The organism is Ferrovum myxofaciens (genome assembly GCF_000735045.1).
GTDB lineage: Bacteria > Pseudomonadota > Gammaproteobacteria > Burkholderiales > Ferrovaceae > Ferrovum > Ferrovum myxofaciens.
The window spans coordinates 43,888-55,168 of sequence record NZ_JPOQ01000010.1 but is presented as its reverse complement, the minus strand read 5'-3'; the positions used below and the strand labels follow the sequence as shown (position 1 = coordinate 55,168).

The following is an 11,281-nucleotide window of genomic DNA, read 5'->3' as shown; positions in this document are numbered from 1 at the left end:
AATCTATGCCCATGCCTATTGCCGCATCACCAGTTACCTGCAAACCATGGCTTACAAAGGGGTCAATCCCATGATTGCCATTCAAATGGCTTTGGCTGGTGAATTAGGGGGCGAGTAGTTACCTTAAAATGAAAAAACGGGTTCTGTGTGAATCGTGATTTGTCCCAGCAATTCAGAGACCCGTTCATTGAGGGGATGCTTGATGATCTCCATGGGTTCCCCTTCCTGCACGACACGACCCTGTTCGTAGATAATCAGTTTGTCCGCCAAGGCCAATGCTTCGCTTAGATCATGGGTAATCAGAATCATGGGGATCCCCAACTTTCTCTGGAGCAGTTTAAGTTCCGTTCTGATCATCTTGCGAACCGAAATATCCACCGCAGCCAGCGGTTCGTCCAGCAGCAGAATCCTGGGTTTTCTCATCAAGGCGCGAGCCAGGGCCACCCGCTGCTTTTGACCCCCTGAAAGTTCCTTGGGGTAACGATTCTCCAGTCCTTCAAGTTGAAATAACGTAATCATTTCATGGAATTCTTCAGCCGCCGGGCCGGGTGCTTGATGACCATAAAGAATATTTTGACGAACTGTCATATGTGGAAACAGCGCATAGTTCTGGGGCAAATACCCAATTTCTCTCCTTTGTGGGGGAAGATCAATGGTGGCAAAGGAATCAAAAAAAACCCGCTCACCCACTCGAATATAGCCTTCATCCATCGGTGAAAATCCTGAAATCGCCTGCAATGTCATTGACTTGCCAGATCCAGATGGACCAAAAATCACCACGATTCCTTCCCGGGAAACCCAGTGGACATCAAGAGTAAATCCTTCAAGATTTTTCTTGAGTCGGATAGTTACATCCATCTGCTGCGACTCAGTTTTCCTGCCAAATAAACAACGAACACTGAAATGCCGGTCAGTACCCAGGCAAGTTGCCCTGCCCTGGTATCATCGCCTGCCTGAAAAGCCGAATAGATGGACAGCGAAAGGGTACTGGTCCTTCCTGGGATATTTCCTGCAATCATCAGCGTTGCGCCAAATTCTCCCAATCCTCTAGCAAAAGCCAATACCACGCCAGCCATGATACCGCTCCGTGCCAACGGCAGGATCACATGAACAAAAGTTTCCCACTTCGATTTGCCCAAACTATAGCTAACTCTGATTAAATCTTCATCAACGGACTCAATCGCAGACCTGGCCACTCTGACCATGAGCGGCAAAGAGACGATAAAGGCTGCAATCACGGCACCTTGCCAGGTAAATAAAAAGGACCATCCTGTCAACTGGTATAGCGGCGCACCGACAATACCCTCCCGTCCCAACAGAACCATCAAATAGTAACCCACCACTGTGGGCGGTAGCACCATGGGAATGGTCACTACTGCATCAATAATATTTTTCCCCCTGAAATTACAGCGCGCCAGGACGAAAGCCAGAGCCAATCCAAACAGGGCAACCAGCAAAGTTGAACTGGTTGCAACCCACAACGAAATTTTCAAGGCAGAGAGAAAAGAATCCATGTTGCTGGCCACAATCACTTCATGATCATCACTTCCGTTGATTTAATCAACGCCACCACATGGTCTCCTACCTTGAGTCCCATCTCTTCAGCACTATCCCGGGTAATGACCGACACGATCATGTTTTCTCCAGATTTCAGGGTGATCTGACACTCTATTTCCCCTTTTTTGATCGCAAGAATTTCTCCTGCCAGTTTATTCTGTCCACTAATTTTCATGATGATCTCCTTCTGTTGGATTGACACGATGCTTTTCCACAATCTGAAATCCAAATCTGGAAAAGACTTCTTTCCCTTCTGGCCCGGAAATAAAATCCATGAACTCGCGCGTCGCCTGAGGATGAGTTGAAAATTTCAAAATAGCCGCCGGGTAAAAAATCGACTCGTGGGATCCTTTAGGTGCACTCATGACGATCCGGACCCGATCTTTCATGGTCAATGCATCAGTGGAGAAAACCAACCCTGCATCGACGTCTCCTCTGGCTACATATTCCAGAACCTGTCGGACATTCTCCCCGTAAACCAACCGATTTTCCAACAAATCATAGAGTCCCTGAAATTTCAGAATTTCTTTGGCGTACTGACCCGCCGGTACGAAACCTGGATCCCCTATGGCCAAGCGATGTACCTTTGACAGATCTGAAAATTCTTGTATTGAAGCTTGATTGGATCTTGGAACGATCAGAACGATCTCATTCGAAAGTAAATTGTGCGGTTCGCCCAGGATCAATTGCTTTCGTTGAAGCGCATCCATTTCTTTCATGGAAGCACTAATAAACATATCTACCGGCGCACTCTCTTCGATCTGCTTCTCCAGGGATCCGGAAGCCCCAAAATTAAAAAGGATTGTTTCACTGGGATGCCTGGACTGATAAATCCCCTTCAGGACATTCAAGGAATCCGTCAGACTGGATGCGGCCGATACCACCAATTCAGCGGCTTCCGCCTGTGCCATCCACAGAAAAAACAGAACTGGGAGCAAACCCGACTTCATCCCTGTAACCCCTTCATCAATGCAAACCAGTATCACACAGAATCCCCCGGATCAAGCAGGGGGATATTGGGTCAAGTCAACCTTCAGTCATTCGGCTTTTCATTTCATTCAAATTTCGGTAGGCCACATAGGTTTTCTGCGCCACTTCCATGATTCTCTCCCATCCGGTCGGCAGATCCTCCGATAGATCATGCAAATCCATCTTCAAAGCTGTTGCCTGAGCATTGAGTTTCTTCAAAACCAGTTTAATATTTTCGGGTTCATCCATGGTTCAATGTCCTTTAACTGAATTTAGCGACTTCGGGAAATTGAGAGATCATGGCCACCCCGGCTTCCACCAATTTCTCCCCTTCTTCCGCCAACTTTTCCATACTGGGAAAACCGAAACGATGTACATCCCTCAATTGCTTGTTGACGACGATCAAGCGTCCAGCAATCAGGACCATCCGACCAAAACCTTCGTGATGCATCTTCATCATGGGACTCACCATAACTTTTGTCTGTTGTTCAATGGCCATCCCAATTGCGTTATAGAACAACTCCAAACGCCAAATGGTTTCCGGGTCCGGGTCTCCCATGAGCGGAATCGTTTTTCTCTTTTCCTTGTCAAGGATGTAGGGATCCAACAATACTTCATCGCTTTTCTTTTCCCAGGTTCCGTAGGAATCCTGAGCTCGCCATTGTTTGACCAATTCCTTGATGAACATGGATTCCATTGCATTTACCTCTTTGGCTTCAGCCAATACTTGACTCATTCAGACCCCCTAAAATGATCTAATTCAGATTGGTTCTCCATAAATCAGAGCCAATAATGCGCCCTCTTCCTTTCCAGCCATCCACTCAAACTTTGGCATAAGCCAACGTCAATCAACGTATGTCCTATTCCCAAGGTGCCGGTTTCCTGACCTGTTCCCATATCGGGTTATACAGTGCCTTGTCAATTTCACGAACCAGTGCCACCATGCCATCATATCCGGCATAGGCATGATGCCTCTCCTGATTGATGTCCAGCCAGGGCATTTTTGCCTTGAGGGCCACGAACTGGGATCTTCCGCCTGACAACATGATTTCCGCCTTGGCATCCTTGAGCATGGTGTACATCTCCTTAGGGGACATGTCATCAATCATGTGGGCTTCCTCCCCCATGATTTCCTTGATTCTTTCCTTGTCCTCCAGGGTGGATTTTTTAACGCTTGTTCCAACGATTTCCATCCCGACTTCCTGTAAGGCAGAAACCACAGACCAGGATTTGACTCCCCCGGTGATCAATAAAACCTTGCGCCCTGCCAGACGTTCCCGATAACTCTCGAGTTTTTTCCAGGCTTTTGATTCTTCCTCGGCAATCAACGCCTCAGTACGCGCCAGCAAGTCCTCAGGCGCACCTTGCCGGACAAGCAACTGCGCCGTCTGCCGCAGAGATTCACTCATATCGGAGATTCCGTAAAAAGAACCTTCAAAATAGGGAATCCCATAGCGTTCTTCCAGTTTTCTGGTGATGTTGATCATGGCTTTCGAACATACCATCATGGTGACACGAGCACGATGCGCCCAAGCCACCTCTTTGTATTTGGCATCGCCAGAGATACAGGACAAGACACGGATTCCCAGACGCTCGAACAAGGGTTTGACTTGCCATAATTCGCCAGAAAGATTGTATTCGCCGATGATGTTGATATCGTAGGGAGTCGTATATTCAGGCTCTTCAGTTCCAATGACATAGTCAAGCAAGGATTCACCCGCCAATTTATTGCCGAGATTCTTATTTCCCACAAATCCGGGCGAATCCACCGGGATGACGGGTTTTCCAAATTTCTTGGTCGCTGCTTTGCAGACAACTTCAATGTCATCGCCGATCATGGCTGTCACACAGGTTTGATAAACGAAAATGGCAGGAGGATCGTATTTTTCGATGATTTCACGAATAGATTTGTACAGACGTTTTTCGCCACCATACACCACATCCAATTCACCGATATCAGTGGTGAATCCGGTCCGGTAAAGACGCGACCCTGAAGACAGGGCACTACGGTTATCCCAGGAGTTTCCCTCGCAGGCAATGGGTCCATGAACCAGATGGGCCGCATCCGTAATCGGCTGCAATGCGATCTTTGCACCATCAAAGGCACAACCTCCCGCGGCGGCGCCAGGAACAAGTTGTTTGGTACACCCTTTTTTGCGTTCCTTTTCCGACTTCCCCTGATTTTTTTCGCAGCCAGGCTCGCTGAACACTTCCTGTATCTTGATATTGAGTCCGGCCATGGTCTGTCCTCCAGAATGAAAGGGATCCTGCAAAAGGGGTGACAGACAATGAAAAGCAATTACCGTGCCATACTCAACACATTGATTTTATTAAAACTTTAACCTGTCGCAAAACAAACAATTGGAATAAACAAAACAATTGATCAAAACAAGGACAACGTTATAACTTGAATCGACTGGTGAGTTGATTGAGTTCACCCGCCATGCTTACCAGGGCCTTGGTAGCATCATTCACCTGTTCTACCGACTCTGCATTTTTCTCGGCTCCCTGAGCAATCTGTTCAATACGCTTCGCCACCTCATGGCTGGCAATACTCTGTTCCTGAACAGCAGCCACGATGTCAGAAATTCCCGCCACCATTTTTTCCGACTCTTGAGCAATTTTATCGATGGCATCTCCCGCTTTCCCAGCCTGAACTTCTCCATGTCGAACCCTGTCCACCACAAGATTGATCATTCGGATCGCCTCCAGGGTGCCTTCATGAATACCACTGGATACTTTCCCGATCGTGGCGGCACTCTGAGCGCTCTGACCCGCCAACTTTCTCACTTCATCGGCCACCACGGCGAACCCCCGCCCCTGTTCCCCGGCCCGAGCCGCTTCAATGGCCGCATTCAGGGCCAGCAGGTTGGTCTGGTCGGCAATCTCCTTGATGGAACCCACGATCTCCGTAATCTGTCCGGCACGCTCCCCCAGATTCCGAACAGCATCCGAAGCTTGCAGAACTTCCTTGCTGATTATAATCATGTTGTCCACCACCTCTTGAACCGTGTTCATTCCTTCCTTGGCTTCCAGCAAGGAACGAGCAGATGTTTGTCCCACCATATCTGCGTTGTCGGCTGTGCTGTCGATACTTGTGGAAATCTCTTCGACACTGGCTGACGCCGCCTGAGAGAACTCGGACTGCTCCAACGATGTCCTGGCTGCGGAGCGGGAGGCCTTCTCCGTTTCCATTGTGCGGGTGTTGATATTTACCGAGGTGAATATGATCTGGTCGATGATGGCGCCCATCAATACCTTGGTGGACTGAACCTTGTTCAACAGCGTTCCTACCTCATCCTGTCCACTAACATCTACCGGACGACTGAAATCTCCTGCCACGATCTCTTCGAGATGTTGTGCCACCGCCAGAAGAGGCCGCGCAACATAACGACGCGATACCCAACTAAAGATAAAAAAGAACAGGACTTGCAAGATGATCTGTGCCGCCACCAATGTCAGGGTGATAACGTTCAGCCGGGAAAATTCTTTCGACAGATCCATCATCAGACCCTTGGCCACGGCATCGTCAAGAATGTTCGAGCGGATTTGTTGGTAGGTGATGAAAGTAGAACCCGATAATAGTGCGAACAACAGGGGCTGAACCATGACCTGCATTTTGTACTGGATAGACAGTCCGAAAAACCAGCGCTTCAGGGACAGAGGTTGGGACGGAGCTTGGGTTGTTGGATATTGACGGTAAAGTGCTTCGGCATTGAGTACTTCTTGCCGTGCAGGCTTCTTTCGATAGGAGAGGTAACCCTCGACGTGTCCATTCTGGATAATGGGGGAAATCGTAGCCAAGACCCAGTAATGATCGCCATTTTTAGCCCTGTTCTTGACGAAACCCCGCCAGACTCGGCCTGATTTGACCGTTGCCCACAAATCGGCAAAGGCCCACTGGGGCATATCGGGGTGACGCACCACATTGTGACTTTTACCAATGAGTTCTGAACGGTCAAATCCTGAGATATGCACAAAAGAGTCGTTGGCATCGGTGATGATGCCTTTTGGATCTGTGCGTGTGACGAATACCACGGACTCTGGATAATCAATTTCATGCTGAGTCACAGGGCCGTTATTTTTCACGATGATTACTCAGTTCAGAAAGATTAAAATACCACCATTATAGGTTCATCTGAAACAATATACTGGCAGGCCAGACGCCATCTGGGAGGAATATCCTTGAACATGAGTTGTTCACTCTCCGCCTTGGATAACTTTCCATCCCGAATGAACTGCCTTCTTTCGAGAGGGCCTATACTTATCCACTTGGGATTCCGCCGCATTGGAACTATTTTTACGGCACAAGCCCCGCATTTTCCTTCTCCGCACACGCAATGCTTGGGTAGGTCATATTGCTCCATCAATGCCAGCAAACTAAGACCGGGTAAGGTTTCCACCACCAGCTTATCTTGCATCGGCGGCGTCAAAAATGTCACCATCACCATGGTACCCCCCTCCACAAAGTTTGGACATCCATAAAAAGGATGGAGAGCGGACCTGTGCTCTCCAACCCAAACTTCGCCTCAGCGGATGATGTCGAAACTATAGTCGCTCTTGGCAGGAATATTGGTGTTCTTGTCCATCTCGTCAAATATCTTGTCGAGTACCGTCACCAATACATTCATCCCGCCCTGATAACCCCACACCGGATAACGGTGATGGTGATGCCGATCAAAAACCGGAAATCCAATCCGGATCAGTGGAGTCCCCGTATCCCGTTCCAGATACTTCCCGTAGGTATTCCCAATCAAAAAGTCCACCGGTTCCGTAAACAGCAGTGAACGCATGTGCCACAGGTCCTTCCCGGCATAGGCATGACACCCCGCTCCGAAGGGGGAAGAAGCCAGCAAGGCTTCCATCTTCCCGAGCCAGTCATTCCCCCCATTGGTGGACAATACATGCACCGGCTCCGCCCCCAGTTCCATCAAAAAGGCTGCCAGCCCCAGACACAGGTCAGGATCCCCATAGATCGCAAACTTCTTCCCATGAATATGCGCGCTTGAATCCGCAATCGCATCCACCAGACGTCCTCTTTCCTTCGTCAGCAATGCCGGAATCGCCTTACCCGTGATCCGCGATATTTCCATCAGAAATTTGTCCGTCCCAGCCACCCCAACCGGATGGTTGAAGGACACCACTTCCTGACCATGGGTCGCTGCATACGACAACGTCTTCTCGGTGCAATACTGTTGCATCGAAATCGTCGCCTTCGCATTCAACGCCGCCGCCGTATCCTCCAGCGTCGTGCCGCCGTCGTACATCCGGAATTCACCATCCGCAGGCGTATCAAATACCTCACTGTTGTCCGCCAGGATCGTGTAGTCCACCCCCATCAGATCCAGCATCCGTTTCACTTCCCGCGTATTCCCCACGGTGTAACCGTCAAATCCCCCAATCAGGTTGATCTTGTCCTTCGCTACCCGTGTCTTCCCTTCCCAAAAATTCGACAGAATCCCCTTCAACGCGTTGTCATACCCCGTAATGTGGCTTCCCACAAAGGCCGGCGTATGTGCATAGGGCACCGGAAAATCTTCAGGCACACTCCCCTTGTTGCGCGCATTGGTGATAAACCCGTTCAGGTCATCCCCAATCACTTCCGCCATGCAGGTCGTGGATACCGCAATCATCTTTGGCTTGTACATGCTGTAGGTATTGGACAACCCATCGATCATGTTGTTCAGACCCCCAAATACCGCCGCATCTTCCGTCATCGACGACGAAACGCAGGATGACGGCTCCTTGAAGTGCCGGCTCAGGTGGCTTCGGTAATACGCCACGCATCCCTGAGATCCATGCACAAACGGCATCGTCCCTTCAAACCCCACCGCCACAAACACCGCCCCCAACGGTTGGCATGCCTTCGCCGGATTCACCGTCAATGCTTCCCGTCCAAAATTCTTCTCCCGGTATTCCCAGGTCTTGGTCCACTCCCGAATCTCCTCCACTCGCTCCTTCGGGTGTGAATTCTCAAAATTCTTCTTCTTGTTCTCGAACATCTCCAGATATTCCGGCTCTCGAAATAAATTGAAATGATCCAGTACGCTACTCGAGTTCTGCGTCATGATGTCTCTCCTATCACAATATTAATCGGCTTCAACTATTCGCCCAGGGCGTCTTGGTCAATCCCCAGATCGGATTGTTGATCGCCATATCCATATCCCGCGCAAATATGGCAAATCCGTCATACCCGTGGTACGGACCCGAATAATCCCAGGAGTGCATCTGCCGGAACGGCACTCCCATCTTCTGGAATACATACTTCTCCTTGATCCCAGACCCCACCAGATCCGGCTGGACCTTCTCTACAAACTTCTCGAACTCATAACCCGTCACATCGTCATAAATCAACGTCCCGTCCTTCACATAGTGGGTCGTGCGCTGGTAGTCGTCGTTATGACCAAACTCATAGCCCGTCCCCACCACTTCCATCCCGAGATCCTCGTATGCACCAATCACATGACGCGGACGCAACCCTCCCACAAACAGCATCACCGTCTTCCCCGCCAGACGGGGCTTGTACTTGTCAATCACCGCCTGCATCAACGGCTTGTACTTCGCAATCACTCGTTCCGCCCCTTCCTTGATCTTGTCATCAAAGTGGCTTGCAATTTCACGCAACGATGCCTCGATCTTCGAAGGTCCAAAAAAGTTGTACTCCACCCAGGGAATCCCGTACTTCTCTTCCATGTGTCGCGAGATATAGTTCATCGAACGATAACAATGCAGCACATTCAGTTTCGCCTTCGGCGTGTTCTCCAACTCCGCTATACTCCCGTCCCCAGACCATTGCGCAATCACCCGCAATCCCATCTCTTCCAGCAAAATCCGCGAGGCCCAGGCATCCCCACCAATGTTGTAGTCCCCAATGATCGAAACATCATAGGGTGTACTCACAAACTCCGGATGCTTCCCTTCCGACTTGTCAAATATCCAGTCCCGCACCGTGTCATTCGCAATATGGTGCCCCAGCGATTGCGATACTCCACGAAACCCTTCGCATCGCACCGGCACAATCGTCTTCCCACCAAACTCCTTCGACTTCTTCTTCGATACCGCCTCGATATCATCCCCAATCAGTCCGATCGGACATTCCGACTGTACCGTGATCCCCTTGTTCAACGGAAACAGATCCTCGATCTCGTCCATGATCTTCTCGAGTTTCTTGTCCCCACCAAAAACAATGTCCTTCTCCTGAAAGTCCGAGGTAAACTGCATCGTCACAAAGGTATCCACCCCCGTCGTGCCGATGTAGTAGTTCCTGCGGGCCGCCCACGAATACTGTCCACAGCCCACCGGTCCGTGACTGATGTGCACCATGTCCTTGATCGGCCCCCACACCACCCCCTTCGATCCTGCGTACGCACATCCACGGATCGTCATCACTCCAGGAATCGACTTGATGTTCGACTTCACATTGCAGTCCGTCTTCCCTTCTTCGTACACATTCAGATGTTTGGCTCGACGCTTCGCTGTCTTCTCGGGATAAACCTCCAGAACTTCCTCGATCAGCGCCTGGTTTCTTACTTTCACTTGCTCTACTGTCAGGCTCATTTCGCCCTCCTATAAAAAAATGAATAAAGGGTTTACAAGACCCGGAAAATCTCCACCCATAGCCCCTCCTTTCCAGGACCATCGGCGCAACTTTCCCGGACCCCCGCCCATGGCTCTTCACCTCGGACGGGGTTCCCCCCAATTACTGGGCCGCCGCCAGTTCTGCCGCCAGTTCTGCCGCCGTCTTGCCCACCACCGATTCATCCACACGCTTCATGATCCCGTGCTCCATCAACAAGTCTTCCAACTCGTCCATCGTGATCGGCGTCGGAATCGTCCCATTCCCCGCGTTCGCATGAATCTTCGTCGCCAGGCTCCGGTACTCATCCGCCTGCTTCGAATCCGGTGCATATTCCAGCACCGTCATCCGCCGCAGTTCCGCATGCTGCACAATGTTGTCGCGGGGTACGAAATGAATCAACTTCGTGTTCAACTTCACCGCCAGCGATTCCGCCAACTCCAGTTCCTTGTCCGTCTGGCGCTCATTGCACACCAACCCCCCCAAGCGTACGCCACCGGAATTGGCATACTTCAAAATCCCCTTCGAAATATTGTTCGCCGCATACATCGCCATCATCTCTCCCGACATGACGATGTAAATCTCCTGTGCCTTGTTCTCCCGAATCGGCATCGCAAATCCACCACACACCACATCCCCCAATACGTCATAGGAAACGTAATCCATGTTGTCGTAGGCCCCTTCCTCTTCCAGGAAGTTGATCGAGGTGATCACGCCCCGTCCCGCACATCCCACACCGGGCTCAGGTCCACCGGATTCCACACAGCGAATCCCCTTGAAACCCACCTTCATCACATCTTCCAGCTCCAGATCCTCCACGCTTCCCGCATCCGCTGCCAGACTCAAAATCGTGTCCTGTGCCTTCGCATGCAGAATCAGACGCGTCGAATCCGCCTTCGGATCACAACCCACAATCAGAATCTTCTGACCCAAATCCGCCAGCGCCGCCAGGGTGTTCTGTGAAGTCGTCGACTTCCCGATCCCACCCTTCCCATAAAATGCAATCTGTCTCAAATTAGCCATCTCTTTCTCCTTGGAATACAGTTAAATTGAATAGCAGTCCCTAAATTAATCTTGGTTCATCGGGTTTTGTAACTCAACAACTTGAAAAACTTTTTTTATCACCCACAAACCGAAATATATTTTCCGGTTTGTGTACAAACTAAGCAATGTCCGTGC

General features: G+C 50.2%; 12 protein-coding genes. All 12 read right to left on the bottom strand.

Translation table 11 applies throughout. The features are described 5' to 3' along the window. Positions 1-123: 123 nt before the first annotated feature. The 12 genes from IV91_RS0102640 to nifH all read right to left on the bottom strand — a co-directional run bounded on the left by IV91_RS0102640 (position 124) and on the right by nifH (position 11,125). Complete coding sequence (locus tag IV91_RS0102640) at positions 124-858, bottom strand: ABC transporter ATP-binding protein (RefSeq protein WP_051861906.1); 735 nt, start codon at positions 856-858, stop codon at positions 124-126. Continuing rightward, the gene (gene modB, locus IV91_RS0102635; protein ID WP_031595791.1) at positions 849-1,514 is read right to left on the bottom strand and encodes a molybdate ABC transporter permease subunit; all 666 of its coding nucleotides are present in this window, start codon (positions 1,512-1,514) and stop codon (positions 849-851) included. The genes IV91_RS0102640 and modB overlap by 10 nt, the downstream gene beginning before the upstream one ends. A gap of 14 nt (positions 1,515-1,528) precedes the next feature. Further along, positions 1,529-1,732, bottom strand: a complete 204-nt coding sequence (locus IV91_RS0102630) for a TOBE domain-containing protein (protein ID WP_031595789.1) — start codon at positions 1,730-1,732, stop codon at positions 1,529-1,531. Further along, entirely contained in the window at positions 1,722-2,507 is a 786-nt protein-coding gene (gene modA, locus IV91_RS0102625; RefSeq protein WP_051861903.1) for a molybdate ABC transporter substrate-binding protein, read from the bottom strand. Before modA ends, IV91_RS0102630 begins: the two co-directional genes overlap by 11 nt. Positions 2,508-2,583: 76 nt before the next feature. After that, on the bottom strand, positions 2,584-2,775 hold the full coding sequence (locus IV91_RS0102620) for a CCE_0567 family metalloprotein (protein WP_031595787.1): 192 nt from the start codon (positions 2,773-2,775) through the stop codon (positions 2,584-2,586). A gap of 13 nt (positions 2,776-2,788) precedes the next feature. Then, a complete protein-coding gene (locus tag IV91_RS0102615; RefSeq protein WP_031595785.1) occupies positions 2,789-3,262 on the bottom strand; it encodes a NifX-associated nitrogen fixation protein in 474 nt (157 codons plus the stop codon). 124 nt (positions 3,263-3,386) lie between these two features. After that, on the bottom strand, positions 3,387-4,766 hold the full coding sequence (gene nifE / locus IV91_RS0102610) for a nitrogenase iron-molybdenum cofactor biosynthesis protein NifE (RefSeq protein ID WP_031595783.1): 1,380 nt from the start codon (positions 4,764-4,766) through the stop codon (positions 3,387-3,389). Between the two features lie 160 nt (positions 4,767-4,926). Then, positions 4,927-6,615, bottom strand: a complete 1,689-nt coding sequence (locus tag IV91_RS0102605) for a methyl-accepting chemotaxis protein (protein WP_031595781.1) — start codon at positions 6,613-6,615, stop codon at positions 4,927-4,929. Between the two features lie 23 nt (positions 6,616-6,638). Further along, positions 6,639-6,977 (bottom strand): 2Fe-2S iron-sulfur cluster-binding protein, encoded by a 339-nt coding sequence (locus IV91_RS0102600; protein WP_031595780.1) that lies wholly within the window; start codon positions 6,975-6,977, stop codon positions 6,639-6,641. 78 nt (positions 6,978-7,055) lie between these two features. Next, positions 7,056-8,594, bottom strand: a complete 1,539-nt coding sequence (gene nifK / locus IV91_RS0102595; protein ID WP_031595779.1) for a nitrogenase molybdenum-iron protein subunit beta — start codon at positions 8,592-8,594, stop codon at positions 7,056-7,058. 31 nt (positions 8,595-8,625) lie between these two features. Further along, positions 8,626-10,083, bottom strand: coding sequence for a nitrogenase molybdenum-iron protein alpha chain (gene nifD, locus IV91_RS0102590; RefSeq protein WP_031595776.1), 1,458 nt, complete (start codon positions 10,081-10,083; stop codon positions 8,626-8,628). A gap of 142 nt (positions 10,084-10,225) precedes the next feature. Further along, positions 10,226-11,125 carry a nitrogenase iron protein gene (gene nifH / locus IV91_RS0102585; protein ID WP_031595775.1) on the bottom strand — a complete coding sequence of 300 codons (900 nt, stop codon included), beginning with the start codon at positions 11,123-11,125 and terminating at the stop codon, positions 10,226-10,228. Positions 11,126-11,281 lie beyond the last annotated feature (156 nt).

Excerpts from the sequence above, each read along its gene's own strand:
- nifD (WP_031595776.1), bottom strand. The coding sequence starts at position 10,083 with ATGAGCCTGACAGTAGAGCAAGTGAAAGTAAGAAACCAGGCGCTGATC.
- nifH (WP_031595775.1), bottom strand. The coding sequence starts at position 11,125 with ATGGCTAATTTGAGACAGATTGCATTTTATGGGAAGGGTGGGATCGGG.
- IV91_RS0102640 (WP_051861906.1), bottom strand. The coding sequence starts at position 858 with ATGGATGTAACTATCCGACTCAAGAAAAATCTTGAAGGATTTACTCTT.
- IV91_RS0102630 (WP_031595789.1), bottom strand. The coding sequence starts at position 1,732 with ATGAAAATTAGTGGACAGAATAAACTGGCAGGAGAAATTCTTGCGATC.
- nifE (WP_031595783.1), bottom strand. The coding sequence starts at position 4,766 with ATGGCCGGACTCAATATCAAGATACAGGAAGTGTTCAGCGAGCCTGGC.
- IV91_RS0102615 (WP_031595785.1), bottom strand. The coding sequence starts at position 3,262 with ATGAGTCAAGTATTGGCTGAAGCCAAAGAGGTAAATGCAATGGAATCC.
- IV91_RS0102620 (WP_031595787.1), bottom strand. The coding sequence starts at position 2,775 with ATGGATGAACCCGAAAATATTAAACTGGTTTTGAAGAAACTCAATGCT.
- IV91_RS0102600 (WP_031595780.1), bottom strand. The coding sequence starts at position 6,977 with ATGGTGATGGTGACATTTTTGACGCCGCCGATGCAAGATAAGCTGGTG.
- nifK (WP_031595779.1), bottom strand. The coding sequence starts at position 8,594 with ATGACGCAGAACTCGAGTAGCGTACTGGATCATTTCAATTTATTTCGA.
- modB (WP_031595791.1), bottom strand. The coding sequence starts at position 1,514 with ATGGATTCTTTTCTCTCTGCCTTGAAAATTTCGTTGTGGGTTGCAACC.
- modA (WP_051861903.1), bottom strand. The coding sequence starts at position 2,507 with ATGAAGTCGGGTTTGCTCCCAGTTCTGTTTTTTCTGTGGATGGCACAG.